The sequence below is a fragment of the Leifsonia sp. SIMBA_070 genome, assembly GCF_046534635.1.
In the GTDB taxonomy this organism is placed as follows: domain Bacteria; phylum Actinomycetota; class Actinomycetes; order Actinomycetales; family Microbacteriaceae; genus Leifsonia.
This window is the reverse complement of record NZ_JAWRYK010000002.1, coordinates 281,248-307,634: the sequence shown is the minus strand read 5'-3', so window position 1 is coordinate 307,634 and position 26,387 is coordinate 281,248. Positions and strand designations below refer to the sequence as shown.

General features: G+C 68.1%; 28 protein-coding genes and 3 tRNA genes. 16 read left to right on the top strand and 15 right to left on the bottom strand.

What is annotated here, in order from left to right; genetic code table 11:
* Nucleotides 1–237 precede the first annotated feature (237 nt).
* Together SB754_RS17235 and SB754_RS17230 are read right to left on the bottom strand one after the other, a co-directional pair.
* On the bottom strand, nucleotides 238–744 hold the full coding sequence (locus SB754_RS17235) for a hypothetical protein (RefSeq protein ID WP_410783631.1): 507 nt from the start codon (nucleotides 742–744) through the stop codon (nucleotides 238–240).
* Nucleotides 741–1,349 (bottom strand): RNA polymerase sigma factor, encoded by a 609-nt coding sequence (locus SB754_RS17230; RefSeq protein WP_410783630.1) that lies wholly within the window; start codon nucleotides 1,347–1,349, stop codon nucleotides 741–743. The genes SB754_RS17235 and SB754_RS17230 overlap by 4 nt, the downstream gene beginning before the upstream one ends.
* 136 nt (nucleotides 1,350–1,485) lie before the next feature.
* On the opposite strand from SB754_RS17230, the gene SB754_RS17225 reads away from it, so the two are divergent.
* Nucleotides 1,486–2,064 (top strand): hypothetical protein, encoded by a 579-nt coding sequence (locus tag SB754_RS17225; protein WP_410783629.1) that lies wholly within the window; start codon nucleotides 1,486–1,488, stop codon nucleotides 2,062–2,064.
* 20 nt (nucleotides 2,065–2,084) lie between these two features.
* Here SB754_RS17225 and SB754_RS17220 read toward each other — a convergent pair whose 3' ends face one another.
* Nucleotides 2,085–4,355, bottom strand: a complete 2,271-nt coding sequence (locus tag SB754_RS17220) for an FUSC family protein (protein WP_410783628.1) — start codon at nucleotides 4,353–4,355, stop codon at nucleotides 2,085–2,087.
* A 98-nt stretch (nucleotides 4,356–4,453) separates the two neighbouring features.
* On the opposite strand from SB754_RS17220, the gene SB754_RS17215 reads away from it, so the two are divergent.
* The 3 genes from SB754_RS17215 (at nucleotide 4,454) to SB754_RS17205 (ending at nucleotide 6,872) form a co-directional block, all read left to right on the top strand.
* Nucleotides 4,454–4,660 carry a hypothetical protein gene (locus tag SB754_RS17215; RefSeq protein ID WP_410783962.1) on the top strand — a complete coding sequence of 69 codons (207 nt, stop codon included), beginning with the start codon at nucleotides 4,454–4,456 and terminating at the stop codon, nucleotides 4,658–4,660.
* Between the two features lie 312 nt (nucleotides 4,661–4,972).
* A complete protein-coding gene (locus SB754_RS17210; protein WP_410783627.1) occupies nucleotides 4,973–5,971 on the top strand; it encodes a type IV toxin-antitoxin system AbiEi family antitoxin domain-containing protein in 999 nt (332 codons plus the stop codon).
* A complete protein-coding gene (locus tag SB754_RS17205; RefSeq protein WP_410783626.1) occupies nucleotides 5,961–6,872 on the top strand; it encodes a nucleotidyl transferase AbiEii/AbiGii toxin family protein in 912 nt (303 codons plus the stop codon). The genes SB754_RS17210 and SB754_RS17205 overlap by 11 nt, the downstream gene beginning before the upstream one ends.
* A gap of 176 nt (nucleotides 6,873–7,048) precedes the next feature.
* Here SB754_RS17205 and SB754_RS17200 read toward each other — a convergent pair.
* Nucleotides 7,049–7,132 (bottom strand) — tRNA-Leu (locus tag SB754_RS17200).
* 142 nt (nucleotides 7,133–7,274) lie between these two features.
* On the opposite strand from SB754_RS17200, the gene SB754_RS17195 reads away from it, so the two are divergent.
* The 7 genes from SB754_RS17195 to pknB all read left to right on the top strand — a co-directional run bounded on the left by SB754_RS17195 (nucleotide 7,275) and on the right by pknB (nucleotide 16,220).
* Nucleotides 7,275–8,012, top strand: a complete 738-nt coding sequence (locus SB754_RS17195; RefSeq protein WP_410783625.1) for an FhaA domain-containing protein — start codon at nucleotides 7,275–7,277, stop codon at nucleotides 8,010–8,012.
* Nucleotides 8,009–8,611: an FHA domain-containing protein gene (locus SB754_RS17190; RefSeq protein ID WP_410783624.1), complete on the top strand. Its 603-nt coding sequence runs from the start codon at nucleotides 8,009–8,011 to the stop codon at nucleotides 8,609–8,611. Before SB754_RS17195 ends, SB754_RS17190 begins: the two co-directional genes overlap by 4 nt.
* A gap of 3 nt (nucleotides 8,612–8,614) precedes the next feature.
* Nucleotides 8,615–9,865 carry a PP2C family protein-serine/threonine phosphatase gene (locus tag SB754_RS17185; RefSeq protein ID WP_410783623.1) on the top strand — a complete coding sequence of 417 codons (1,251 nt, stop codon included), beginning with the start codon at nucleotides 8,615–8,617 and terminating at the stop codon, nucleotides 9,863–9,865.
* Nucleotides 9,849–11,255: an FtsW/RodA/SpoVE family cell cycle protein gene (locus tag SB754_RS17180; protein ID WP_410783622.1), complete on the top strand. Its 1,407-nt coding sequence runs from the start codon at nucleotides 9,849–9,851 to the stop codon at nucleotides 11,253–11,255. The genes SB754_RS17185 and SB754_RS17180 overlap by 17 nt, the downstream gene beginning before the upstream one ends.
* A gap of 1 nt (nucleotide 11,256) precedes the next feature.
* A complete protein-coding gene (locus SB754_RS17175) occupies nucleotides 11,257–12,711 on the top strand; it encodes a peptidoglycan D,D-transpeptidase FtsI family protein (RefSeq protein WP_410783621.1) in 1,455 nt (484 codons plus the stop codon).
* Nucleotides 12,708–14,447 carry a serine/threonine protein kinase gene (locus SB754_RS17170; RefSeq protein ID WP_410783620.1) on the top strand — a complete coding sequence of 580 codons (1,740 nt, stop codon included), beginning with the start codon at nucleotides 12,708–12,710 and terminating at the stop codon, nucleotides 14,445–14,447. The genes SB754_RS17175 and SB754_RS17170 overlap by 4 nt, the downstream gene beginning before the upstream one ends.
* A gap of 78 nt (nucleotides 14,448–14,525) precedes the next feature.
* Nucleotides 14,526–16,220, top strand: a complete 1,695-nt coding sequence (gene pknB / locus SB754_RS17165) for a Stk1 family PASTA domain-containing Ser/Thr kinase (RefSeq protein WP_410783619.1) — start codon at nucleotides 14,526–14,528, stop codon at nucleotides 16,218–16,220.
* Between the two features lie 44 nt (nucleotides 16,221–16,264).
* Here the strand turns inward: pknB and SB754_RS17160 are convergent, their stop codons facing one another.
* Genes SB754_RS17160 through SB754_RS17150 form a run of 3 tightly spaced genes read right to left on the bottom strand, consistent with a single transcriptional unit; the run spans nucleotide 16,265 to nucleotide 17,831 of the window.
* Complete coding sequence (locus SB754_RS17160) at nucleotides 16,265–16,903, bottom strand: anthranilate synthase component II (protein WP_410783618.1); 639 nt, start codon at nucleotides 16,901–16,903, stop codon at nucleotides 16,265–16,267.
* The gene (locus SB754_RS17155; RefSeq protein WP_410783617.1) at nucleotides 16,900–17,058 is read right to left on the bottom strand and encodes a hypothetical protein; all 159 of its coding nucleotides are present in this window, start codon (nucleotides 17,056–17,058) and stop codon (nucleotides 16,900–16,902) included. The genes SB754_RS17160 and SB754_RS17155 overlap by 4 nt, the downstream gene beginning before the upstream one ends.
* A 2-nt stretch (nucleotides 17,059–17,060) precedes the next feature.
* Entirely contained in the window at nucleotides 17,061–17,831 is a 771-nt protein-coding gene (locus SB754_RS17150; protein ID WP_410783616.1) for a class E sortase, read from the bottom strand.
* A gap of 109 nt (nucleotides 17,832–17,940) precedes the next feature.
* Here SB754_RS17150 and SB754_RS17145 point away from each other — a divergent pair, with 109 nt between their 5' ends.
* Nucleotides 17,941–18,201: a cell division protein CrgA gene (locus tag SB754_RS17145; protein WP_410783615.1), complete on the top strand. Its 261-nt coding sequence runs from the start codon at nucleotides 17,941–17,943 to the stop codon at nucleotides 18,199–18,201.
* A 206-nt stretch (nucleotides 18,202–18,407) separates the two neighbouring features.
* Here the strand turns inward: SB754_RS17145 and SB754_RS17140 are convergent, their stop codons facing one another.
* Nucleotides 18,408–19,262, bottom strand: a complete 855-nt coding sequence (locus SB754_RS17140) for a rhomboid family intramembrane serine protease (RefSeq protein ID WP_410783614.1) — start codon at nucleotides 19,260–19,262, stop codon at nucleotides 18,408–18,410.
* A 23-nt stretch (nucleotides 19,263–19,285) separates the two neighbouring features.
* The gene (locus SB754_RS17135) at nucleotides 19,286–19,825 is read right to left on the bottom strand and encodes a peptidylprolyl isomerase (protein WP_410783613.1); all 540 of its coding nucleotides are present in this window, start codon (nucleotides 19,823–19,825) and stop codon (nucleotides 19,286–19,288) included.
* Between the two features lie 122 nt (nucleotides 19,826–19,947).
* Here SB754_RS17135 and SB754_RS17130 point away from each other — a divergent pair, with 122 nt between their 5' ends.
* Both SB754_RS17130 and SB754_RS17125 read left to right on the top strand, forming a co-directional pair.
* Nucleotides 19,948–20,511, top strand: a complete 564-nt coding sequence (locus SB754_RS17130; protein WP_410783612.1) for a hypothetical protein — start codon at nucleotides 19,948–19,950, stop codon at nucleotides 20,509–20,511.
* A 67-nt stretch (nucleotides 20,512–20,578) separates the two neighbouring features.
* On the top strand, nucleotides 20,579–20,773 hold the full coding sequence (locus tag SB754_RS17125; RefSeq protein ID WP_410783611.1) for a PspC domain-containing protein: 195 nt from the start codon (nucleotides 20,579–20,581) through the stop codon (nucleotides 20,771–20,773).
* Here SB754_RS17125 and SB754_RS17120 read toward each other — a convergent pair.
* Nucleotides 20,770–21,195 (bottom strand): NUDIX hydrolase, encoded by a 426-nt coding sequence (locus SB754_RS17120; RefSeq protein ID WP_410783610.1) that lies wholly within the window; start codon nucleotides 21,193–21,195, stop codon nucleotides 20,770–20,772. The genes SB754_RS17125 and SB754_RS17120 overlap by 4 nt on opposite strands.
* 49 nt (nucleotides 21,196–21,244) lie before the next feature.
* Here SB754_RS17120 and SB754_RS17115 point away from each other — a divergent pair, with 49 nt between their 5' ends.
* On the top strand, nucleotides 21,245–22,120 hold the full coding sequence (locus tag SB754_RS17115; RefSeq protein ID WP_410783609.1) for an Fpg/Nei family DNA glycosylase: 876 nt from the start codon (nucleotides 21,245–21,247) through the stop codon (nucleotides 22,118–22,120).
* Nucleotides 22,121–22,209: 89 nt separating this feature from the next.
* Here SB754_RS17115 and SB754_RS17110 read toward each other — a convergent pair whose 3' ends face one another.
* Entirely contained in the window at nucleotides 22,210–22,644 is a 435-nt protein-coding gene (locus SB754_RS17110) for a rhodanese-like domain-containing protein (RefSeq protein ID WP_410783608.1), read from the bottom strand.
* 92 nt (nucleotides 22,645–22,736) lie between these two features.
* Here SB754_RS17110 and SB754_RS17105 point away from each other — a divergent pair, with 92 nt between their 5' ends.
* Entirely contained in the window at nucleotides 22,737–23,201 is a 465-nt protein-coding gene (locus tag SB754_RS17105; protein WP_410783607.1) for an Lrp/AsnC family transcriptional regulator, read from the top strand.
* A gap of 2 nt (nucleotides 23,202–23,203) precedes the next feature.
* Here SB754_RS17105 and SB754_RS17100 read toward each other — a convergent pair.
* From SB754_RS17100 to gyrA, 4 genes are all read right to left on the bottom strand, one after another.
* Nucleotides 23,204–23,276: transfer RNA gene (locus SB754_RS17100), tRNA-Ala, on the bottom strand.
* Nucleotides 23,277–23,287: 11 nt separating this feature from the next.
* Nucleotides 23,288–23,364: transfer RNA gene (locus tag SB754_RS17095), tRNA-Ile, on the bottom strand.
* 50 nt (nucleotides 23,365–23,414) lie between these two features.
* Entirely contained in the window at nucleotides 23,415–23,828 is a 414-nt protein-coding gene (locus tag SB754_RS17090; protein WP_374008873.1) for a DUF3566 domain-containing protein, read from the bottom strand.
* Entirely contained in the window at nucleotides 23,818–26,367 is a 2,550-nt protein-coding gene (gene gyrA / locus SB754_RS17085; protein ID WP_410783606.1) for a DNA gyrase subunit A, read from the bottom strand. Before gyrA ends, SB754_RS17090 begins: the two co-directional genes overlap by 11 nt.
* Nucleotides 26,368–26,387: the final 20 nt, after the last annotated feature.

The window sequence follows — 26,387 nt, the reverse complement described above, 5'->3', positions numbered from 1 at the left end:
GAGGTCCCGGTCGAGAGCCTGCTGCACGAGTGCGGTCATGTCGATCGGGCGGGTGGGCGGCAGCTCCACGGCTGCGGGATCGATGGCGTTCATCGTCTCTCCTTCTGTTCGTCTGTCGATCTGTTCATCGGTCGTTCTCTGGGCCAGGGTCGTCCGGTGCCCGCCGCCGCCTTCCCCCAGGCGTTGTCGCGGCGGGCACCGTCCGTCATCCCGCACGTGGTGGAGCACCCCTTCTCATCACTCGCGCGGGATCGTGAGGCCGAGACGCGAGCACAGCTCGCTCAGGGCCTGGTCGGAGGGGAAGACCGCGAGCCGCCCATCCGGCAGCTGACAGGTCTCCAGGTGGGGCACCGGCTCGTCCGCGGTGCTCGATGAGCCCTCGGGCGAGAAGGTGCCGATTCGCCAGGTCGCCGCGCACATCTCTTCGGCGAGCGCGACCCGCTCGCTCAACGGCGTCGGCGTTTTCTCGCCAAGGTCGGCGGTTCCCAGCACGGATGTGCCGTGGCGCGATCCCAGGTCGGCGGCCGCGTAGCAGTCGGCCGTGTAGTTGATCTGTCCCTGGGCGGCTCGGGCGATCGCGATCGCGCCGGCCGTCGTGCCGGCGACGATCGCCCCCGCCACTCCCACGGCGATGAGGCGGTGCCGACGGGTCCTGCGGCGGTCGTCGGAGGCGATGGCGTCGAGAAGCTGCCCCTTGATCTGTTCGAAGCGGGCGTCGGTGGGGAGCAGGTCGTGGTGGGTCATGGCGTCCCCCTGAGGGTGCGGAGTTCGTTCCGGAGCCGCCCGCGCAGGCGCGAGAGCCGGTTGCGCACCGCGCCCGGGCTGAGGCCCACCTGCAGGGCAGCCTCCTCGTAGCTGTGGTCACCGCGGATGCACAGCTCGAACACCGTGCGGTCGGGCTCCGGGAGAGCGCGGACGGCGGCCTCCACATAGGCGAGGAGCTGGCCGCTTTCCGCGAGCTCCTCCGGCCCCGGGCGCGCGTCGGCCAGTGAGCCGTCGACCGGGCTGTCGCTGCGGCGCTTCTGCACGACCTGGAGGGCGCGGCGGCGGTTGGCGATGAGGTTGCGGCTGGTGACGAGCAGCCACGGGAGGGCGGACTCGCCCGCCAGCGCAATGGTCGAACGTCGCCGCCACAGGGTGACGAAGACGTCCTGACTGATCTCCTCGACGTCCTCGCGCGGCTCCAGCCGGGCAGCCGTGTACGCGTAGACGACACGGCTGTACCGGTCGTAGAGCGTCGCGAGCGCGGCCTTGCTGCCGGAGGCGAGCCGGTGCAGCAGTTCGGAGTCCGTCGGGACGGACTCCTCCCCCGCGTCGGCCGCGGGCCGCGGCTCAGCCAACTCGCTCATATCCAGGAAATGTGTCCCCCCGTCGAATCCTCTCAACGGATTCCCGGATCGTCTCCTTGCGACGCTCACCGGCGCCCGACAGAATGAGCGTGCCCGGCAGGGGACCGGGCGCATTCACGCTTTCGGGGGAGAAATCATGACCGTCATCACCCGCGCTCGCGCGCGCCGTTCATCCATGTCCGCTGCCGCCGTGGTCGCGCTATCGGTGGTCGCGCTGTCCGTGGTCGCCCTGTCCGTCGCCGACCCTGACGCCGCGTCCGCCGCCGAGGCGCCCCCTGCTCAGTCGTGCTCCTACGACCTCGGCACCCGGGCGCTGGTCTGCGTCGACGCCGGCGACGATCTCGACAGGGCAGTGCTCGAACAGACCGGTGTCGTGGTGGTGGCGAACCCCGACCGCGCTGCCGTCACCCGTGCGCTGGCCGCCGGCGTTCAGACGACCTTCGTCCAGGCGCAGCTCTACGACGACGCCGGCTACGGCGGCGCCTTCTTCCAGATCACCAATTCGAGCTCCTGCACAGGAAGCACGACCTGGTACTTCGGGCCGCTGAGGAACGTCGGCTGGTCCGGGCGCGTCAGCTCCTTCAAGAGCTTCTCCGGGTGCAGCACCAAGCTGTGGGAGGGCGACGCCTACACCGGAGCCTCGTACGGCTACGCGGTCGACGCCTCCTCTCTCGGGGGAATGAACGACCGCGCCGGCTCAGTCACCCTCCGGTAGCCCGCCGCCCCCGCCTGAGTTCAGGAGCCCCTCCGCGTTCCCTCGACCTCGTCGCTGAGCACCCGCACCGGCGCCACGATCGTGCCTTCCAACCGGTTCACCACGTCCAGGTAGTCGGCCGTCCACATGATCCGGACACCGGTGGTGGTGTCGTTCGCATCCCCGCCGAGAAGTGCACCCGCCAGACGCCTCACCCGTGACGGGTCCGCCGGGATCGGCTCCGGGAGAGTGCCGCGGTCGAGCAGTCGCGTGGCGAGTCCGCGATACCAGTCCGCCAGCTCCTCGGCTGCCTCGGCCAGCGCCCTCCGGGCGGCGACGGTGTGCTGATCCGGCGGGGGCTGTCCGTGCCAGAGCTCGACGATCGCGTCGCCCGCCAGCCGAAGTCCGGCGACGCCGGTCACGGACGCCGACACCTCGGCGAGCGGCCGTCGCTTGCTCCCGCGCTCGGCCAGGTACGTCCGGAACGCGTCGTCGAGCCTCCGAGACGCTGCCGCCGCGCGCACCCCCTGCGCCCGCGGCTCTCCTCCGGTCGCCGCGTCCCGGTCGCCCACGCCGAAGCCCACGGAGGCGCCCAGGTAGCCGACCGCTTCCACGTAGGCCTCCGACAGGGCCCTCCGGAGGGAGGCCGCAGCGCCGCGCGGCCAGAACAGCGCCCCGACGACGAGGCTCACAGCGCAGCCGAGCGCGATGTCTTCGATACGGATGAGGCCGACGCTCCACCCGGTCGGCGCGATGATGTTGAACAGCAGCACCAGGACGACGGTGAATGCGGCCTGTCCCGCCGCGAACGAGATCGCGGCGGGCGCGATGCCGGCCACCAGGATCGCCAACGGCAGCACGATCCACAGGACAACCGGGTTCTCGCCGATCACGAACAGCGCGGCCGCTCCGAGGAGGACGCCCACGACCGTCCCCAACACGCCGCGGAGCACCGTCTGGCCCGTGCTCAGCGCGTTGGATCGGAGGACGGAAAGCGTCCCGAGCACCACCCAGAAGGAGTGCTCCACGCCGGTCAGCTTGGCCAGCAGGACGGCGAGCGCCAAGCCGATCGCCCCGCGGATGCTGTTCCGCAGCCACACCGAGTTCCAGCCGGCGTAACCGCTCGCCCGTTCGGCTGCCGCCGCGACCGGGCCGCTCACGCCGGTCGGCTGACGACCGAGCAGCCGCTGCCACCAGCTGCGGCGCTCCGCGCGCGCAGTCAAGACGATGTTCGTGCCGACCGTCGTCACCGCGTAGGCCAATTCTTGTGCGCGAAAGCCGGGGTCCAGCATGGTGACCGTCTGGTCCGCCGATCCGCCGCCGACGCCCGCCATCGCACGCTCCGTCGCCGGCTGCTCGGTCAGCATCACGGTCTCGATGTTGGCGCGCGCCTCCGCGAGCCGCCCGAGGGACGCCTCCAGCGCCGACGGATCTCCCCCGTGCTGTGCCAGCACGACGGCCCCGTTCTCGAGCACCTCGGCCGCCGCGCTCTTCACGGCGACCGCGGCCGTATGCGCCGTCTCGCTGAGGAGGGAGGCCACCCGCCCGCTGCGATCGAACTGCCCGATGACCGTATCCAGCCAGACCAGTTCGTCGACCAGCCGGACGACCGTCCTGGCAGGCGTGCTCAGTCCCGTCGGCCGGTACGGCGTCGCGAGGAATGCGGAGTGCACGGCGGCGACCGCCGCATCCCCCTCCTCGATGAGTCGCTCGCGTTCGGCCTCCGGGACAGCGTCGGCGCCCCCGAAGGCTGCCGCGGCGAGCCGCAGTCGGACCGCGAGTGCGCGGCACGCCTCCATCACCGGCCCCCGCAACGGCTCCCGCGTCGGCGCGGGCCACAGGACGGTCACCGCGGCGATGCACACCACCGAGGCGATCCCCCAGCCGAGCAGCCGTGGCCCGATCGTCTCCGGCCCCCCGGTCAGCGTCACGGGAAGGATGAAGGCGAGCAGCAGTGCCGTGCTGGCCGACGCCGTCACCGAGCTGACCGATCCTGAGAACAGGACAGCGAACGCGACGACCGCCATCGCGACCGCCGACAGCCACACCGGGTCGGAGGCCAGCGTCCCCAGCACCACGAGCACCGCGCCCGCCACAGCGAGGGAGGCCAGCGCCTGCGCACGGTCCCGCAGCGGCCCGCCGAAGTCGACGAACAGCAGAAGCGCGAACGACCCGAACGCGGAGAAGATCGCGACGTCGGCGCTCCCGATCACCCGGCCGCCGAGCGCGAACAGCAGCGGCATCACGATGGCGGCGCGCCCGGCCCGCCGCAGGGCGCCGAACCCGGGATCGTGCCGGCTGAGCCACCTCATGACACGCAGACTAGCGGCGGCCGGTCGCGGGCATCACCCCGGACGGCGCCCGCACACACGAATGCCGACCGAAGGCGTAGCCTCACACCGTGAAAACGATGTGGCTGCTCCTCGTGCTCGGCGTCATCCTGGTCGCCATCGGACTGATCTGGACGCTGCAGGGCCTCAACGTCCTGGCCGGTTCCGCGATGAGCGGCTCCCCGGTCTGGGGCACCATCGGGCCCATCGTGCTGATCGTCGGCGTCGTGCTCATCATCGTCGCCGTGGTCCGGCGGCGCAGGAACTCAGGTGCCCGGCAGCAATGAAGACATGGGCAGGGATAAGCCAAAAGGGCCGGCCCGACTTTTCAGTCGGACCGGCCCTTTCACATCCGTGGGTGGTTTTCGGATTCCAGCAACCCAGGCCAGTCAAGGGACGGACAGAGACATACCGCGTATTATCCCAACCTTACAGTCGATTGATTCCATGAAAACCGTCGAGCATACAGTCGGCGGGTTCTGGGACCCGAGCGCACGTTGCGTTTGAGGGGTCCTATTCTGGTCGGCGGACGCGGCGCCTGAGCAGCCACCGACTCAGGGGTACTGCGTTCCTAGCACTATTGGTGATAGGATTGCAGCATGAAAGCGCTAGAGGCGCAGCGCCGGCTCGCTGACATCACTGCCTCCCAGTGGGGCATGGTGACCGCCCGCCAGGCAGAAGCCGTCGGCGTCGGCCACCTGGAACTGTCACGTCTGGCCCGCGGCGGACACCTCGAGCGGCTCGAACACGGCATCTACCGTGACAGCGGGGCACCCGCCGACCACCTCGAATACCTCCGCGCAGCGTGGCTAAGCACCGAACCGGACCATCTCGCCGGGGACCGGCTCCGCGACCGCGAAAACGGGGTCGTCATCTCCGGCCGATCCGCCGCGACCGTCCACCGCATCGGCGACCTCCGCGAAGGAGCGCACGAGTTCACGTCACCCGACCGCCGCCAAACCCGGCGCCCCGACATCCGTTACCGCAAACGGATACTCCCCCACGACGCCGTCGTCGTCCGCGACGGGCTCCCGGTTGTCACCCCCGAGCAGACCATCCTCGACCTGATCAACGATGGTGAAGACCTCACTCTCATTGCCCAGGCCGTCCGCGACGCCACCAACGACCGCCTGGACCAGGACGCCATCGCAAGCAGGCTCACCGCCACGGACGCGCGACGCTATGGCATCAAGAGTGCAGCCGACCTGTGGGAGAACATCCTGCAGAACGCGCACCTCGACGACCGGTCCCTCGCCGACGAAGTCGCAGCAGGACCCATCGGGTCGCTCGTCGCCGAAATCTACCTCCGCCAGCTCCAACAGACGATCGCGAAGTACCCAGCCGAAGAGGTCCGAAAGCTCACCGAGAACATCCTCCCCGACTCCGCGAAGACCGCGATTCAAAGCGTCCTCGCCGAGGCGGCGAGCCCACGACTACCCGCCCTCCCGGCGCTGGAGATCGTGCGCGCCAAGCTCGCCGCCTCGGCGCACGCGGACAACACCGCCGTCAGTCGAAACATCGCACGAGCGATCGGTGCCGGCCGGATCGGCGGATCACCCACCGCCGCTCGCAAGGCGGACGACGCCGATGAGTCCTGACCAGCGCCCACTCACCGCGGAGAGAGTGCGCGCGCTCATCAGCGCCCGCGCCCGGGCCACGAGCCGCCAAGTCGGCGTCAGCACCCAGGAGCTCGTCGCGCTCGCTTACCGTGACCGGTTCCTCTCCCGTGTTTTCACCGACACCGAATGGGTGCTCAAAGGCGGAACCGGGATGCTCGCCCGCGTCCCAACAGCCAGAGCAACCGTCGACATAGACCTGGCCCGCAACGGCTACACGATCGACCAGTCGATCGCCCGGCTCAGGGAGCTCGCCAGCCTCGACCTCGGCGACTTCTTCCAGTTCGAGTACCGCAACCACGAGAGCATCGGCGCCGGAGAGAACCAGCCATACGTCGACGGCGTCCGCGTCGTCTTCGACGTCTACATCGGAGCGAACAGCGCCGGAGTGATCAAGATCGACCTCGTCGCCGGCGTCGGAATCACCACCCCACCCGTCACCGCCGCACCCGCCTACCGCCTCGACGTACCCGGCCTCCCCACCACGGACTACCGGCTGTACTCGCTCACCGACCAGATCGCCGACAAGGTCTGTGCCACCGCCGACACCTACTGGGACGGCGCATCCTCCCGCGCGAAAGACGGCGTCGACCTCGTCATCATCGCCCGCACCCAGCACGGCATCACTGCCACCGAACTCACCCGCGCCATTCACCACGAGAGACGACTCCGACGACTCGACGAGTTCGAAACGCTGGAACTGCCGGCGACATGGGAAGGCCCATTCGCGCGACTCGCACGCGACATCCCCGCCTGCGCCGACCACCTCACCCTCCACGACGCCCAGCGCCTCATCACCGCCTTCGTCGACCCCGCCCTCGACGGGAGCGCCGCCGGCGCCTGGGACCCTCATACCACGGGCTGGGTGACCGAGCCCGCATAACCCCCATCGGTCAGCACCCGCTGCCACCAATGCCCCGGGACGGTCATCGGCACCTACCAAATCAACCCCGACCACAACTACTGGCCCAAGCAAACAGAAGAGCCCGGCCAAAGGCCGGGCTCTTCCTAACTATCAACGATGACTCGACACATCTATCAACGATGTCCCGACATCCGTGCGCGAGGGGGGACTTGAACCCCCACGCCCTTGCGGGCACTGGCACCTGAAGCCAGCGCGTCTGCCAATTCCGCCACTCGCGCGAACCCAGGAACTCTAACACGATGCTCCGATCCATCACGAATCGGGGGGTCCTCCCGTCGGCTGATCTTCACCGGATAGCCAGTCGGTTTCCCAGGGTTCCGACTAACATGCATGTAGTCATCCAGCCGGAAGCGGGAGAGTGTGGGCATTCTGGACAACTTCGAGCGGGGGCTCGAGCGCGCCGTCAACGGCGCGTTCGCGAAGACCTTCCGCTCCGGGCTGCAGCCGGTCGAGCTCACCAGCGCGCTCCGCAAGGAGCTCGACACCAAGGCCGCCGTCGTCTCGCGCGACCGCGTTCTCGCGCCCAACAGCTTCGTCCTGCGCATGGCGGAGCCCGACTACAAGCGCATGCGCTCGATGGGCGCAGCCCTCACTGATGAGCTGATCGACTTCGTCCAGAAGCACGCCGGCGCTCAGCACTACCAGTTCGCCGGCGGCATCTCCATCGACCTGGAGCAGGACCCGGACCTGACCGAGGGCATGCTGCAGGTCGACTCCGAGAACGTGAAGGGCGACGTCGCCTGGACCCCTGTCCTCGACATCGACGGCGTCCACCACCCGCTCACCCACTCCCGCACGGTCGTCGGCCGTGGCGCGGACGCGGACATCACGGTGGACGACACCGGAATCTCCCGCAAGCACGTCATGATCACCTGGGACGGCCACCGCGCGCAGGTCGAAGACCTCGGCTCCACCAACGGGACCAAGCTCGACGGCCAGCCGCTGCGTAAGGCGATCCTCGAGCCGGAGTCGGTGATCACCCTCGGCCGGACCCGGATCGTCTTCCGTGTCCTCCCGCAGGCGGCGCCCGGTCGTCCGCAGCGCGCGGACGACGCGACCCGGCGCCACGATGTCGGCAACTTCTGGGGTCCCTCGTGAACCCGAGCGAGCTGACGCTGCTGGTTCTGCGCTTCGGCTTCCTCCTGCTGCTCTGGCTGTTCGTGTTCGGTATCGTCTACGCGCTGCGCACCGACCTGTTCGGTCAGCGCGTCCGCAAGCTCCCCGAGCAGGCCCGTTCGGCGGCGCCCGCGTCGCCGTTCGCCTCCGCCCCCGCGGCGAGCGCGCCGGCAGCAGGAGCAGCAGCCGCTGCGGCCGGACCCACCGAACCGGTCATGAAGGCGCCCCCCGTCTCCACCCTCCCTTCCGGCGCGAACCGGGCAGGGGGGCCAACCAACGCCAGCCTGCAGACCACGCGCCGACTGGTCATCACCTCTGGACCGCGGGCCGGGACGGAGCTTCCGCTCGGCCGCGACCCGATCACGATCGGTCGCTCCAGCGACTCCAACCTCGTCATCCGCGACGACTACACCTCCACCCACCACGCCCGCCTGCTCCTCTGGAACGACGAGTGGATGATCCAGGATCTCGACTCCACCAACGGCACGTTCCTCGACGGCCGCCGCGTCACGGTCCCGACCCAGGTCCCGCTCGACACGCCGATCAAGATCGGTACGACCACGTTCGAGTTGCGGCGGTAACCCGTGGCGGCGAACAAGGCGGCGGCGATCTCCCACGTCGGGAAGATCCGCTCGAACAACCAGGACTCCGGCTACGCCGGTCGTGAGCTCTTCGTCGTCGCCGACGGCATGGGCGGCCATGCAGGAGGCGACGTCGCCTCTGCGATCGCCGTCACCCGGATCCGGGAGGCCGACCGCGAGTACGAGACGCCGGCCGAGGCGGAGTTCGCCCTGCAGTCTGCGCTCATCGCCGCCAACTCCCTGCTCGCCGAGACCGTATTCGAGCATCCCGAGCTCACCGGCATGGGCACGACCGTCAGCGCGATGGTGCGGGTCGGCGACCAGGTCGCCTTCGCCCACATCGGCGACTCGCGCATCTACCTGTTCCGCGACGGAGAGCTGAAGCAGGTCTCCACCGACCACACCTTCGTCCAGCGCCTCGTCGACAGCGGCCGCATCACCGAGGAGGAGGCGATGGTCCACCCACGCCGCTCGGTGCTGATGCGGGTGCTGGGCGACGTCGACGCCTCCCCCGAGATCGATACCTGGACGCTCGACACGCGCCCCGGCGACCGCTGGCTGATCTGCTCCGACGGCCTCAGCGGCGTCGTGAAGCACGACGACATGCTGGCGGCGCTCGCCTCCAAGGACGGCCCCAAGCAGGTCGCGGAGCGGCTCCTGAAGCAGAGCCTGGATGCGGGCGCCCCGGACAACGTCACCGCCGTCGTGCTCGACATCGCGGACACGGCTCGCGGCGACATCGTGAAGGAGCCCATCACCGTCGGGTCTGCGGCGTCCCCGCTCGAGTTCGGCGCAGAGCCCAAGCCGACCACGCGTGCGGCGCGGCTCCCCGGCCTGCGCCTGCACCCCATCCGCCCGGCGACCGGCCCCACTCACTTCGAGCCGCAGTCGGAGGACTACCTCGACGAGCTCATCGAAGAGGATGCGCGCCGCGTGCGCCGCCGCCGCATCACGTGGATGGTCGGCCTGATCGTGCTGGTGGTGGTCATCGTGCTCGCCATCTTCTTCGGCTACCAGTGGACGCAGTCCCGCTATTACGTCGGAAAGGCGCCAGACGGCAAGGTGGCGATCTACCAGGGCGTGCAGCAGGGGATCGGGCCGATCAGCCTGTCGCACCTCTACGAGGAGTCGAACGTCACCGTCGACGACCTCCCCGCCTACGACAAGCAGCAGGTCGAGCAGACCATCAACGCCGACGACCTGCGCGCGGCCCAGACGATCGTGGAGCAGCTGAGCGATGCCGGCAGACAGTAGGACCGCCGCGCCCGCGCAGGCGAAGCCGCCCCGGAACGCCACCGGGCCGGTGAAGCGCCTGCGCCTGCCCGCGAAGCTGCGCAACCGCGAGCTGTTCCTCCTGGTCATCGCGTGCGCGATCAACGCTGCGGCTGTCGTCCTCGTCCAGCTCGGGGCGCTCGGCCACGTCGACCTGACGCTCGTCTACCTGGGAGCGGGCCTCTCGGCGCTCGTCATCGGCATGCACATCGCGCTCCGCTTCGTGGCACCGCAGGCAGATCCGTTCCTGCTGCCGATCGCGACCCTCCTCACCGGGATCGGGATCGCGGAGATCTATCGCATCGACATCCACTACAAGGACGCCGGGTGGGACAGCGCAGGGGTCAAGCAGATCGTCTGGAGCGCCATCGCGATCATCTGCGCGATCCTCGTCGTGGTGCTCATCCGCAACCACCGCATCCTGCAGCGCTACACGTACCTGTTCGGATTCGCCGCCCTCGTCCTGCTGCTGCTGCCGATGCTCCCGGGCATCGGCAAGGAGATCTACGGAGCGCGGGTGTGGATCGGGATCGGGCCGTTCAGCTTCCAGCCGGGCGAGATCGCGAAGCTCTGCCTCGCCGTCTTCTTCGCGGGATACCTGGTGCAGGCTCGCGACTCGCTCTCCGCTGTCGGTAAGAAGTTCCTCGGCATCCGCTTCCCCCGCGCCCGCGACTTGGGACCGTTGCTCGTCGTCTGGCTCATGGCCATGGCCGTCATCGTTTTCCAGCGCGACCTCGGCACCGGTCTGCTGATCTTCGGCCTGTTCCTCGTGATGCTGTACGTGGCGACCTCCCGGATCAGCTGGGTCATCCTCGGACTGCTGCTCATCGTCGGCGGCGCCGTCGCGGCCAGTCAGCTGCTGCCGTACGTGCACGATCGGTTCGCCAACTGGCTCTCCCCTTTCTCGCAGCACGTCTACGACGCGCAGGGCGGCAGCTTCCAGCTCGTCCAGGGCCTCTTCGGGCTGGCGCACGGCGGTTTGATCGGCACCGGCCTCGGTCAGGGTCAGCCGTGGGTGACCCCCGTCTCCCAGAGCGACTACATCATCGCCAGCCTCGGCGAGGAGCTCGGACTGGCCGGCCTGTTCGCGCTGTTCGCGCTCTACCTCGTGTTCGTCGCGCGCGGGCTGCGCATCGGCTTCGCCGGCCAGGACGACTTCGGCAAGCTGCTGGCGGTCGGCCTGTCGTTCACGGTGGCCCTGCAGTGCTTCATCGTCATCGGAGGCGTCACCCGCGTCATCCCGCTGACCGGACTGACCACGCCCTTCCTGGCCGCCGGCGGGTCGTCCCTGGTGGCCAACTGGATCATCGTGGCGCTCCTGCTGCGACTGTCCGACACCGTCCGCAATCAACCCCGGCTGGTGGTGAGCTGACATGAACCGTGAGATCAAGCGCGTGAGCACGATCGTGCTGGGGATGTTCCTCGCACTCCTCGTGTCCACCTCCATCCTCCAGGTCTTCCAGGCCGACTCCCTGAACACCGACGCCCGGAACACGCGCGCTCTGAACGACAGCTATTCGGCGCAGCGCGGCGCCATCCTGGTGAGCGGACAGCCGATCGCGCAGTCGGTCCCGTCCAACGACGTCTACAAATGGCAGCGCGTCTACAGCAACGGACCGCTGTACTCGGCCGTCACCGGCTTCTTCCCGATCAACGGCGAGCCGACCGGGCTGGAGGGCGCCCTCAACGGCAAGCTCAGCGGCTCGGCCAACTCGCAGTTCTTCGACCGGGTCAACGCCATCCTGACCGGAAAGAACCCGCAGGGCGCAACGGTGGAGACGACGATCGACCCGGTCGCGCAGCAGGCGGCGTGGGATGCGCTCGGCGACAAGCAGGGCGCGGTGGTGCTGCTGCAGCCCAAGACGGGCAAGATCCTGGCGATGGTCTCCAAGCCGACCTACGACCCGAACGTCCTCGCGTCGCACGACGGCAAGGCGGTCGACGCCGCGTACCAGCAGCTCCTCGCCGCCCCCGGCGACCCGCTGATCAACCGCTCCATCGGCGGCAACCTCAACCCGCCCGGATCCACCTTCAAGCCGGTGATGAGCGCCGCCGCCTTCGGCACAGGCCAGTACACGAAGGACAGCCAGCTCCCGAACCCGGCGTCGCTGCCCCTTCCGGGATCGGGAACCGTCGTGAAGAACGACTCCCTCACCACCTGCGGCCCGGGCGCGACCGTCTCCATCGCGACCGCGCAGATCCTGTCGTGCAACATCCCGTTCGCCGAGCTCGGCATGGAGCTCAAGCCGCAGGTCATCACCGACCAGGCGGACAAGTTCGGGTTCAACCAGTCGCTCAGCATCCCGATCCCCGTCGAGAAGAGCGTGTACCCGGGCTACAACGATGCTGCGGAGCGCGCACTCGGCTCGTTCGGCCAGATGGACGACCGTGCGACGCCGCTGCAGATGGCGATGGTCTCGGCGGCGATCGCGAACGGCGGCACGCTGATGACACCCAACCTGGTCGACTCGATCCGGTCCGCCGATCTGCAGACCGAGGAGAGCTTCCAGGCGAAGGAGTTCTCGCACCCGCTGACCCAGCAGAACGCGGACACCATCAAGCAGATGATGGTCGACGGCGTCGATCACGGTGTTGCGAGCAATGCAAGAATAGACGGGGTCCAGGTCGGCGGTAAGACGGGCACGGCGCAGAACGGGGAGAACGACCCCTACACGCTGTGGTTCACCGGTTTCGCGCCGGCGAACGACCCCGAGTTCGCTGTGGCGGTAGTTGTCGAAAATGGCGGTGGACAGGGTCAGAACGGCACGGGCAACTCGCTCGCCGCTCCGATCGCGAGGAAAGTACTAGAGGCGGTGCTGAATAAATGAGACCCACAGCAGGGCTCACCTTCGGGGGACGTTACGAGCTGCAGTCGCGGATCGCAATCGGCGGCATGGGCGAGGTGTGGCAGGCCACCGACCTCGTCATCGGCCGCACCGTCGCCATCAAGATCCTGAAGGACGAGTACCTCGGCGACCCCGGCTTCCTCGAGCGCTTCCGCGCCGAGGCCCGCCACGCCGCCCTGGTCAACCACGAGGGCATCGCCAACGTCTACGACTACGGCGAGGAGGACGGCAGCGCCTACCTCGTGATGGAGCTGGTCCCCGGAGAGGCCCTGTCCAGCATCCTCGAGCGGGAGCACGTCCTCAGCACCGACCGGACGCTCGACATCGTCGCCCAGACCGCTGCAGCGCTGCACGCCGCGCACGCCGCCGGTCTCGTCCACCGCGACATCAAGCCGGGCAACCTGCTGATCACGCCGGACGGCCGCGTCAAGATCACCGACTTCGGCATCGCCCGCATCGCCGACCAGGTGCCTCTCACGGCCACCGGTCAGGTGATGGGCACGGTCCAGTACCTCTCCCCCGAGCAGGCCTCCGGCCACCCGGCCTCTCCCACCACGGACATCTACTCGCTCGGCATCGTCGCGTACGAGTGCCTCGCCGGCCGCCGCCCGTTCACCGGCGAGTCGCAGGTCGCCATCGCCATGGCGCAGATCAACGAGGCGCCGCCGGAGCTGCCGGCGACCGTCGCCGAGCCGGTGCGCAACCTCGTGTTCGCGTGCATCGCCAAGAACCCGGCCGACCGGCCGTCGTCCGCCGCCCACCTGGCCCGGGCCGCGCAGGCCCTGCGACGCGGCGATGTCCGAGCTGCGGCTGCGGCTGTGCCCGCCATCCTCGGTGCGGCCGCCGCAACCGATGCGGCGACCGTCCTCATGCAGTCGCCGGCCCCTGTGCCGACGCAGGCCACCACGGTGCTTCCCGCGACCGCCGTCGCCCCCGTCGTCGACGAGGAGGCTGCAGCTCCTGTGGAGGAGCGCAAGCGCAGCCGCTGGACGTGGCCGCTGATCGCGCTCATCGCCCTCCTCGCGCTGGTGCTGATCGGGACGATCATCACTCTGGTCGCTCAGCCGAAGGCGGCGCCCACGGCGTCACCGCCGGCCACCACGCCGACGGCTCAGCCGTCGTCCCCGTCGCCAAAGCCGACGCCGACCAGCAACACCGTGCAGATCACCGAGAGCGACTTCCTCGGCCTCACCGCGGACCAGGCCCGCGACAAGCTGCAGCAGCTCGGGATGGTCGCCGACGTCTCGCAGGGCAACGCCGCGACGACGCAGGACCAGGCGAACAAGGTCTACTCGGTCAACCCCACCGGCCCCGTTCCGAAGGGCTCGACCATCGCGGTCAAGGTCTACGGCGCCGTCGCTCCCGTTCCGACCCCGACCGACACCGTCTCCGCCACCCCTCCGTCGGGTCAGGGCCTCCCGAACACCCAGATCTCGGTGAGCTTCGGCTCGGCCACGTGCCCGGCCGGGCAGAACCTGATCGGGCGTCGCCTGTACGTCAATGGTCAGCCGCAGACCCCGGTGAACGACACCAAGATGGTCTGGTCGCCGAGCTCGATCGGCGACTACCAGCTCACGTACACGATCTTCTGCGGCGAGTCCGTGGAGTCCGCCCAGTCCCCTGCCCTTCCCTACACGGTCGTGACGTCGATTCCGACTCCGGGGGCGGGCGGTGCCGGGGGCGGTACCGGAGGTACTGGCGGCAACTCGGGCAAGTGACCCGGGCCGAAGCCCTCGGGGAGACTTCCAGCCGAGCCCCGCTACACTAACCGGAGTCAGCACCAGAAGGAGTCCGCATTGAGCCCAGATAGCCGCCTGCTCGCAGGCCGATATCAGGTGGGCGAACTCATCGGCCGGGGCGGCATGTCCGACGTGCACCGTGGCACCGACACCCGGCTGGGGCGCACGGTCGCGATCAAGCTGCTGAAGCCCTCCCTGGCGACCGACCCCGCGTTCCGCACCCGCTTCCGGCAGGAGGCCCAGGCGGCCGCCCGGATGACGCATCCCACGATCGTCCGCGTGTTCGACGCCGGAGAAGAGACCGTCCGTGAGCCGAACGGGCATGAGGCGCAGCTGCCCTTCATCGTCATGGAGCACGTCGACGGCGTCCTCCTGAAAGACCTCATCAAGAAGGGGCCGCTCGAGCTCGCGGAGGCCGTCCGCATCGCCGAGGGCATTCTCACCGCGCTCGAGTACTCGCACCGCGCGGGCGTCGTCCACCGCGACATCAAGCCGGGCAACGTCATGATCACCAAGGCCGGTCAGGTCAAGGTGATGGACTTCGGCATCGCCCGCGCGATCAGCGACTCCTCTGCGACGGTGGCGCAGACGACCGCCGTGCTCGGAACGGCGAGCTACTTCTCGCCAGAGCAGGCGAAGGGCGAGTCCGTCGACGCGCGGACCGACCTCTATTCGACCGGTGTCGTCCTCTTCGAGATGCTGACCGGCCGGCCGCCGTTCCGCGGCGACACCCCGGTCGCGATCGCCTACCAGCACGTCAGCGAGACGGCCGTCGCTCCGAGCACGATCAACCCCAAGATCTCGCCGGCGATGGATGTCGTCGTCGCCCGCGCCCTCACCAAGGACCGTTTCGAGCGCTACCAGACCGTCGCGGAGTTCCGCGCCGACCTGGAGGAGGCTGCGGCGGGACGGGTGCCGAAGCGCAAGCACGAGGACGAGCTCGCAGAGACCCTGTTCGGCGCTCCTCCCAGCACCGTGTCCGGTCCTGAGGCCGCGTTCCGTCAGCTCGCAGAAGATCAGACGATGACGCGCACGCAGCGCCGCCCACCCGTCATCTGGATCTGGGCCGGAATCGCGATCATGGCCGTGGTCATCGTTGCCGTCCTCGCCTGGGTCCTGCGGCTCGCCCCCACCACGACGATGCCCGACTCGTCCCGCAAGGTGCCGAACCTCTCCGGTCAGACGTACGAGAAGGCCACCGCTCAGCTGGACGACATGAAGCTCAAGTGGGTCAAGACCACCGAGTCGAGCCCCACGTACGCCTCGGACCAGGTCATCCGCACCGACCCGGGCGCCGGCATCGTCGTCGCCACCGGAGACACCATCACTGTCTACGTGTCCACAGGCAAGAAGACCGTGTCCGTCCCCGACGTGCACAACATGACGGTGGATGCCGCCACCCAGGCGCTCCAGCAAGCGGGGCTGACGGTGGGACCGACGACGTCGGAGAACTCCCCGAGCATCCCGGCCAACGTCGTCATCACCACCGACCCTGCCGCGAACGCGTCGGCGCACGAAGGCGATGCCATCGGGTTGCACGTGTCCAGCGGCAAAGTGACCCTGACCGACCTGACCGGTCAGACCATCCAGGCGGCCACGGGCATCCTGTCGCAGCTCGGCCTCACGGCGAACCCCAAACCGGATCCGACCTGTCCACAGGACAAGGGCGCCACGATGGTGCACACGCAATCGGTCGTGCCGGGTGACGTGCCACAGGGAACGACCGTCGACCTGACCTACTGCTCGGGCTGAACCGGCTCCCCCATGGCGACTCGCCCACTGCAGGGCGAGCGACGTCAGCCCAGCTTCACCAGCGGGTTGAGCGACCGGGAGGCTTCGGCGGCACCCGCGAGACCCGCGACCTCGAGCCAGTTGCCGAGCATCCGGTAGCCGCCCTCGGTGAGCACCGACTCCGGGTGGAACTGCACGCCGTAGATCGGCGCCTGACGGTGCTGCAGCGCCATGATGACACCGCCCGGGGTACGTGCTGTGACGTGGAGGTCGTCGGGCAGCGTCCCGTCGACCACGGCGAGCGAGTGGTACCGCGTTGCTGTGAACGGCTGAGGAACCCCGTCGAACAGAGGACTGTCGTCGTGACCGACCTGCGACGTCTTGCCGTGCATCAACTCCTCCGCGTTGGTCACCACGCCGCCGAAAGCTTCGGCGATGGCCTGGTGACCGAGGCAGACACCGAGCAGCGGCTGTCCACTGGCGAGCGCCTGCTCCACGACGGGGATGGAGACGCCCGCGTCGGAGGGCTTCCCGGGCCCCGGGGAGAGCAGAACTGCGTCGTACTCGGCGAGCGTCGCCGGGAGCGCGTCGGTCGCGATGTCGTCGTTGCGGACTACGTCGGTCTCGGCGCCGAGCTCACGCAGGTAGCCGTTCAGCGTATAGACGAAGCTGTCGTAGTTGTCGATGACGAGTACGCGAGTCACGGGCCCACGGTACCTTCCTGGGGGCCGAGGAGCGAATCCACCCAGGGGAACGCCCAGGTCACGAGCACGAAGAGCACGACGGCGACCAGCACCAGCACGATCAGCAGCCGCACCCACCACGGCCCGGGCAGCACCCTCCATAGGGCTCCGTACATCGTCAGCCTCCCTGCCCGACCGCCGCGGCGATCTCACTCGGAACCTCCGCGGGCGGCGCGAACGACTGGAACATGCTGTAGGCGATGAGTCGCTCTCCCGCATGGAACGGAGGGTTGCAGGTCGTGATCGTCATCAGGCGGTCTGTCGGTGTGGCGGACGGCTGCCGTGGCACGGGAAGCAGGACGCCGACCGCGGACGGCTGCACGTACTCGAAGTTGCGGAACGTGTAGGTGTACCAGCCGTCCTGCGTCTGCACATAGATCCGGTCACCGATCCGCAGCTTCGAGAGGTCGATGAACGTGTTCCCCCAGCCGGAGTCGTGACCCGCGACCGCGAAGTTGCCGACCTGCCCGGGCATCTGCGTGTCGACGTAGTGCCCCACACCGGCCGTGTAGCTGTTCAGCACGCGCTCGGTGTCGACGGTCTCGCGAATGACGCGCTTCCAATCCGGGCCGAGCCGCGGAACGTACAGCACAGCGAACGGCTGATAGGGAGCGGGCTTCGCCATCACGGGCGGATCGACCTGCGCCGTCTGGGTGTCCGGAGCCGGCTTCGGCGCCTTGAGGGCGTCGTCCACCCACTTCTGGCTCTGCTGCGCGGCGGCGGTCGTCTGCTGTCCGGCGAGCACAAGGTTGTTCCACCACACCTGCCAGCCCAGGAAGAGCAGGACCAGGACACCCGCGGTGATCAGGAGCTCGCCGATCACGCCCACCACGGTCGGACGCCGGTGCGGCCGGCGTGGCCGGCGCTCTCGGGTCGTGCTCGTGGTCATGCCTCGAATTCTAGAGAGGGTCTCTGTGAATCGGCACGGCGCTGGTTCGGGCGACCCCCGTTCGGGGGCTCAAGAAAGCTCCCTGTCTTCACCGCTACACTGTGGTGCTATGGCCCGCAGCAAGTCGAAGACGAAACCCGAGCGACCCGTCCGCGCCGAGCGCGCTGCAGCGGCGTCCGGAGAAGATGCGCCGAACCCGGTGTGGTTCAAGCCGCTGATGTTCGGCTTCATGCTCCTCGGGCTGATCTGGATCATCGTCTTCTACGTGAGCCAGAACCAGTACCCGATCCCGGCGCTCGGCGCCTGGAACATCCTGGTCGGTTTCGGCATCGCCTTCATCGGCTTCCTCATGACCACGCGCTGGCGGTAGCGCTTCCCTATTACGACAAGCCCGGATCGGCGACCAGCCGGTCCGGGCTTCGTCTTTCCACAGTTCTCCACAGGGGCCCTGTGAGTAGTCGCCGCCGGTTCGCCGCGCCTTTCCCCAGTGTTAATAAGCCTGTGGAGAGTTACATGCATGTAATTACCCACAGTGTTAATAAGCCTGTGGATAACTTATCCACGCATTGTGCAGAGTTACACGAAGAAGTGGATGAGGCTCAGCGCCACGAAGATGACGCACAGGAGCACGAGGAGCGGCAGCTGCCACCGGCGGCGCTGAGGCTGGCGCGTCTCCACGTAGATCAACCCGACGAGGAATCCGCCGATCAGCCCACCGACGTGGGCCTGCCAGGCGATGTTGAACCCGGGCAGGAAGCCGATCGCGAGGTTCAGCGCCACCAGCACGAGGATCTGCGTGGCGTTGCCGCCGAGTCGGCGCTGGATGATGAAGAAGGCGCCGAACATCCCGAAGATGGCGCCGGACGCCCCCAGCACGGGCTGGACGGGTGAGGCCAGCAAGAGGACACCGAGCGACCCGGCGAAGCCGCTGATCAGGAAGAGCGCGAGGTAGCGGGCGCGACCCAGAAGAGGCTCGAGCGCCATCCCGAACACCCACAGCGTGTACATGTTCAGCGCGATGTGGATGATGTTGGCGTGCGCGAAGACGCTCGTCAGCATCCGCCAGGGCTCGAACGCTCCGGAGACGGAGGCCGGATACGAGTACGCCCCCGCGTACACCAAGGACGGAGTGACCTGGATGCCGAGCAGCGGGCCGAGGTTCTGGACGACGAAGACCACCGCGCAGATGGCGATGATCGCGTACGTCACGACCGGAGCGCCCGAACCCGTGAGCCTCGTCTGCCAGGCGGGCTTGGTCCGGGGATGGGCAGCGCGCTGCTGGCCCATGCATTCGGGGCAGATCACCCCCACGGCTGCAGGGGTCTGGCACTCACCGCAGATGGTCCGCCCGCACCGCTGACACAGGACGAAGCTCTGTCGATCGGGGTGGCGGTAGCAGTAGTTCGCGCGCGCGTCGACGGGCTGAGTCATCTGTCGTGCTCGCCCGCCCTCTCTCAGACCTGTGCGATGTCGATGGACTCGATGACCACGTCGTCGAGTGGCCGGTCGCGTGCATCGGTCGGGACCTCGGCGAGCTTGTCGACGATCTTGCGCGACGCATCGTCGGCGACCTCGCCGAAGATGGTGTGCTTGCCCTGCAGCCAGGTGGTCGGGCCCACCGTGATGAAGAACTGCGAGCCGTTGGTGCCGCGACCGCCCTGGATGCCCGCGTTCGCCATCGCGAGCATGTACGGCTGGGTGAAGTCGAGCTCCGGGTTGATCTCGTCGTCGAACTGGTAGCCGGGGCCGCCGACGCCCTGCCCGAGCGGGTCTCCGCCCTGGATCATGAAGCCCGGGATGATGCGGTGGAAGATGACACCGTTGTAGAGAGGAGCGCTCGTCTTCTCGCCCGTACCGGGGTGCGTCCACTCGATCTCGCCCGTCGCCAGCCCGACGAAGTTGCGGACCGTCTTCGGCGAGTGGTTGCCGAAGAGGTTGACCTTGATGTCTCCGTAGTTAGTGTGGAGCGTGGCGACAGCGGTGTGCTTAGACATGGCACCAATTCTTGCACAGGGCGTACAGACCACTTGGGCGGTCTCGAGACCTCTCGGGCCATCCCCAGCCCTTTCGGTGGCAAGATGGAGTGAGTCGCCACCCCGAATCGACGGAGGAACAGATGAGCCTGACACGGAAGCGCACGAAGGAGCTCAAGCGACTGCGCAGCGGAGCCGAGGACCTGTGGACCCAGCAGCAGGAGGTCTTGGCCAACGCCAACGCCCTCGCCGCCGAGGCGCGCAAGCAGGCGGCCTACTACACGCGCGAAGAGATCGCGCCGCGCGTCCGTGAGGGGTACGACCAGTACGTGCGCCCCGCGACCGAGACCGCGAAGGCCACCGCCGGCCGCTACGCCGGCCAGGCACGCCAGCGCGTGGTGACCGATGTGATCCCCGCCGTAGGCACCGCCGTCGGCACGGCGCTCTCCGTCGTCGACCACGCTCGTGCCGCCCGCTCCGCCGCCTTTGCGGGCGAGTTCGCGAAGGCCGGCAAAGAGATCACGAAGAAGACGAAAGCGGTCAGCAAGAAGTCAGGTCCTGGGGCCGGCAGCGTCATTGCCATCGGCCTAGGCATCATCGCGGCCGTCGGTGTCCTGTATGCGGTGTGGCAGACATTCCGTGCCGACGACGAGCTCTGGGTCGCCGACGAGGAGCCGACGCCGACGGCGACCGATACGCAGCAGTAGAGAACTCCGGTCTCCGTGGGGGAATTGCCCCATGGTGGGGATGCGGCCGAACTGCGAGGCTGAGGGCATGAACACTCTCTTCCGCCCACGGGACGACCGCATCCTGGCCGGTGTCTGCTCGGGTCTTGGCCATCGCTTCGGTGTGGAGCCCAGGACCGTTCGACTGCTCTTCCTTCTGTCGTGCCTGATTCCGGGGCCGCAGGCCTTCCTCTACCTGCTGCTGTGGATCATCATCCCTGGCGAGCGTCGGACCACCATCTAACCGGCTGCGGTCAAGCCGGCCATTCCCAGCGCGATGTCGACCAGCTCGACGTGGCGCTTCGGGATGCTGTTCAGCTGGAACCACGCCGCCTCGTCGGTGCTGCCGTCCCGCTCGTTGCGGAGGGCGCCTCCCACCACGCTCGCACGGTAGACGATCCGCAGTGCATGCAGCGGGCCCGCTTCGGGGATGAAGCGGTGTTCGGCGGGGATGACCTTCGAATCGATGCCCAGCAGGTCCCCCGCCTCGGCGAGGTACCCCGTCTCCTCCGCGATCTCGCGAACGACGGCGTCCACCGGGTCCTCGCCCGGGTCGATGCCGCCGCCCGGCAGCGTCCAGCCGGACCGGCCGCTCTCGTTCCAGTGGGCCAGGAGGATGCGGTCGCCGTCGGTGATCACCCCGTAGGCGGCGACTCTGATATCCATCTCGACACCCTATCCGGCGAAGTCGGTGGTCGGGGGCAGACTAGAGGTGATGCCCGAACTACCGGAAGTCACCGCTCTCGCCGCCGATCTCAACGGTCGGTTGTCGGGTCGCGCCATCGACCGCCTGTCGGTGGTCGCGTTCTCGGCGCTCAAGACGTTCGACCCCCCGGTCGACGCGGTGCGCGGCTCGACCATACGGGGCGTCGGTCGCCACGGCAAGTTCCTCGATATCGCTCTGGATGCTGCCGATGGTGAGCTCCATGTCGTCATCCACCTCGCCCGGGCGGGCTGGATCCGCTGGCGGGATGCTCCTCCACCGCCGCCCAACGGGCGACTCGGCAAGGGACCACTCGCCGCGCGACTGGTGCTCGACGATGGCAGCGGGCTGGACATCACCGAGGCGGGGACGAAGAAGAGTCTGGCGATCTACGTCGTGCGCGCACCCTCAGAGGTCCCCGGCATCGCCCGTCTGGGACCGGATCCGCTCGATGCGTCGTTCACGGAGGCTGTGTTCGCCGACATCCTGAAGGCGCAGGGACGGGCCCAGATCAAGGGCGTCCTGCGCAACCAGGCAGTGATCGCAGGAATCGGGAACGCCTACTCCGACGAGATCCTCCACGTCGCCAAGATGTCGCCCTACAAGCCGGCATCGATGGCCGCGGAAGACGTCACGCGCCTGTACGACGCGATGCAGTCCACTCTGCGTGAAGCTCTCGCACGCTCGGAAGGCCTCGCAGCATCCGAACTCAAGAGCGAGAAGAAGTCGAACCTGAGGGTGCACGGCCGGACCGGCCAGCCCTGCCCGGTGTGTGGCGACACCATCCGCCAGGTGATCTTCCACGACTCGACGTTCCAGTACTGCCCCACCTGCCAGACCGGCGGCAAGCCCCTCGCCGACCGCGTGCTGAGCCGCCTCCTCAAGTAGGCGCTTCGAGGCCTCCTTCCGCCCACGATTCGTGACGAATGTGGCGTCTGGCGCGGCCAGAGCACCGATTCGTCACGAATCTGCCAACGTCAGCAGGCGCAGTCGATCGCACCGAGAGGCGCCGTCAGCGCATCCACTGCTCGCAGCACCGGACCCGCGTCGTCCACCACCGGGAGTCCCTCCCGCGCCCAGTACTCGAAGCCGCCGATCATCTCGCGGACCTCGTAGCCCAGCAGGCTGAAGGCCAGGGCCGCGCGCGTCGAGCCGTTGCAGCCGGGGCCCCAGCAGTAGACGACGACCGGCGCATCGACCGGCACGACGCCGACGGCCCGCTCTGCGATGTCGGCAGTCGGAAGGTGGATTGCGCCGTCCAGCCTCCCCTGGCGCCATGCCGCCTCGCCGCGGGTGTCCACCAGCGTGAAGCGGTCGCCCGCATCCAGTGCCGCCTTCACATCGGACGGGTCGGTCTCGAACCGCAGCTTCGCTGCGAAATGGCGTGCGGCTTCCTCGGTCGTTTTCGTCATGCGTCGAGCGTACGAAGAAGGGGCAGACGCGTGAAGAGACGATCCCCGGCGTTCGCCGCGCTTCGCCGTCGATCTCGTGGAAGAATCACCGAATGGCCGTCACTTCCCCATTCGTCGCCGATGCGGTCGATCGCGCGCTCCTCGCCGAGCTGCAGCGGGACGGCCGGCAGTCGATCGCGGAGCTCGCCCGCACCGTCCACATGTCGAACAGCGCGGTCGCGGAGAGGATCCGACGCCTCGAACAGGCGGGCGTCGTCTCGGGGTACCGCGCCGTCGTCGATCCGGAGCGGCTCGGCTACGGCATCCTGGCATTCCTCCGGCTCCGCTACCCGAGCAGCCAGTACAAGCCGCTGCACGACCTGCTCGCCGACATCCCGGAGGTGATCGAGGCCCACCACGTCACGGGCGACGACTGCTTCATCCTGAAGGTCGTGGCGACGTCGATGCGGCACCTGGAGCAGGTGAGCGGCCGGGTGGGAACCCTCGGCAGCGTGACGACCAGCGTCTCGTACTCGAGTCCGGTCCCTGCCCGCGGGATCGTCCCGCCGACGGAGTGATGTGGAGCCTAGGAGATTCGAACTCCTGACATCCTGCTTGCAAAGCAGGCGCTCTACCAACTGAGCTAAGGCCCCGTGCGAGGTGATGGTGGGGATACGAGGACTTGAACCTCGGACCTCTTCGTTATCAGCGAAGCGCTCTAACCGCCTGAGCTATATCCCCGAATGGGCAGATACGAGACTACCCGATCCGCCCGACCATTGCGAAATCGGTCAGTTGTTGGTGAAGCCCACCAGCAGGCCGCCCGTGATCTTCACCGAGAGGTTGTACAGGAGGGCGAAAACCGCCCCAAGAGCGGTGACAACAACGATGTCGAGGATGGCGACGATGAGCGAGAAGCCCATCACCTGGCCGAGACCGAGGATCGAACGGAGGTCGCTGCCACCGGCACCGGAGATGTCCTTGAACAGGCTGTTGATCTGGTCGAAGATGCCCGTCCGGTCGAGGACCGTCCACACCAGGAAGGTGCCGACGACCGCGATGATCGCCAGGCAGATGCCGGCGAGGAACGACAGCTTCACGGTGGACCAGAAGTCGATGTAGACCAGCTTGAGACGCACCTGCTTGGCGGAGGCGGGTCGACGGGTCGACTTCTTGGCGAGCTTGTCGGCGACGCTACTGCTCATCTACGGTTTCATCCTTCCCGACCGCCTCGCCGTCCTCCGCGAGAGGAGAGGAGACGAGGTCGCGTTCGGTGTTCTTCGCCAGAGCGATGATCTTGTCGGACTCGGCGAAACGTGCAAAGACGACACCCATGGTGTCGCGGCCCTTGGCGGGTACCTCGGCCACGGCAGAGCGTACCACCTTGCCGCTGGCAAGAACCACAAGGACCTCGTCGTCTTCACCGACGATGAGAGCGCCCACGAGGTCGCCTCGGTCGTCGTTCAGCTTGGCCACCTTGATACCCAGGCCGCCGCGGTTCTGAAGGCGGTACTGGTCTGCGGCCGTGCGCTTCGCGTACCCGCCCTCGGTGACGACGAAGACGTAGCCCTCATCGGACACGACCGAGGCATCGAGGAGGGTGTCCTCTCCGCGGAAGTGCATTCCGATGACACCGGACGTCGACCTGCCCATCGGCCGCAGCGCCTCGTCGGAGGCGGTGAACCGGATGGACATGCCCTTGCGGGAGACGAGCAGCAGGTCGCTGTCCTCTTCGACGAGCAGCGCGGAGACCAGTTCGTCGCCCTCGCGCAGCTTGATCGCGATGATCCCGCCGGTGCGGTTCGTGTCGTACTCCGAGAGCGCCGTCTTCTTGATGAGACCCTCACGGGTGGCGAGCACGAGGTACTTCGCGGCCTCGTAGTCACGGATGTCGAGGATCTCGGCGATCTTCTCGTCCGGCTGCATCGCGAGCAGGTTGGCGACGTGCTGACCCTTCGCGTCGCGGCCGGCCTCCTGCACCTCGTACGCCTTGGCTCGGTAGACCCGGCCCTGGTTGGTGAAGAAGAGCAGCCAGTGGTGCGTCGTGGTGACGAAGAAGTGGTCGACCACGTCCTCGCCGCGCAGCTGCGCGCCCTTCACGCCCTTGCCGCCGCGGTGCTGGCTGCGGTAGTTGTCGCTGCGGGTGCGCTTGATGTAGCCGCCGCGGGTGACGGTGACGACCATCTCCTCTTCGGGGATCAGGTCTTCGACGCTCATGTCGCCGTCGTAGCCGAACATGATCTCGGTGCGGCGGTCGTCGCCGAACCGGTCGACGATCTCGGTGAGCTCCTCGCTGACGATGGACCGCTGACGCGCCGGGTCGTCGAGGATGGCGTGGTACTCCGCGATCTGCTTCTCGATCGCCTCCGCCTCTTCGATGATCTTCTGGCGCTCGAGCGCGGCGAGCCGGCGGAGCTGCATGGCGAGGATCGCGTCGGCCTGCACCTCGTCGACATCGAGGAGGCCCTTCAGGCCCTCGCGCGCGTCGTCCACCGTGGGCGACCGCCGGATGAGGGCGATGACCTCGTCGAGCGCATCCAGCGCCTTGAGATAGCCGCGGAGGATGTGCGCCCGCTCCTCGGCCTTGCGCAGCCGGTAGCGGGTGCGGCGGACGATGACCTCGATCTGGTGGTCCACCCACGCCGTGATGAAACCGTCGAGCGACAGCGTGCGCGGCACGTTGTCGACGATGGCGAGCATGTTGGCCCCGAAGTTCTCCTGCAGCTGCGTGTGCTTGTACAGGTTGTTCAGCACGACCTTGGCGACGGCATCGCGCTTGAGCACGATGACCAGGCGCTGCCCGGTGCGGCCGGAGGTCTCGTCGCGGATGTCCGCGATGCCGCCGATCCGCCCCTCCTTGACCAGGTCGGCGATCTTGATCGCGAGGTTGTCGGGGTTGACCTGGTACGGCAGCTCGGTCACGACGAGGCAGACCCGGCCCTGGATCTCCTCGATGGTGACGACGGCGCGCATGGTGATCGAGCCGCGACCCGTGCGGTACGCATCGTGGATTCCCTTGACGCCCAGGATCTGCGCGCCGGTCGGGAAGTCCGGTCCCTTGATGCGCTTGATGAGCTCCTCGAGGAGCTCTTCGCGGGACGCGTCCGGGTTCTCGAGATGCCAGAGCGCGCCGGCCGCGACCTCGCGGAGGTTGTGCGGCGGGATGTTGGTCGCCATGCCGACCGCGATACCGACGGAGCCGTTGACCAGCAGGTTCGGGAAGCGGCTGGGCAGCACGGCCGGCTCCTGAGTGCGGCCGTCGTAGTTGTCCTGGAAGTCGACGGTCTCCTCGTCGATGTCCCGGACCATCTCCAGCGCCAGCGGAGCCATCTTGGTCTCGGTGTATCGCGGCGCGGCGGCGCCGTCGTTGCCCGGCGACCCGAAGTTGCCCTGGCCGAGAGCCAGCGGGTAGCGGAGGCTCCACGGCTGGACGAGGCGCACCAGCGCGTCGTAGATGGCGGAGTCGCCGTGCGGGTGGAACTGGCCCATCACATCGCCGACGACGCGGGCGCACTTCGAGAACGCCTTGTCCGGCCGGTAGCCGCCGTCGAACATCGCGTAGATGACGCGGCGGTGCACCGGCTTCAGTCCGTCGCGCACCTCGGGCAGTGCGCGCCCGATGATGACCGACATCGCGTAGTCGAGGTACGACCGCTGCATCTCCGACTGGAGGTCGACCTGGTCGATCCTCCCGTGGATGCCGAAGCCGGCTCCGTCGCCCGACACGTTCTCTTCGTCCGTCACAGTCTTCTCTTCCTCGTAGT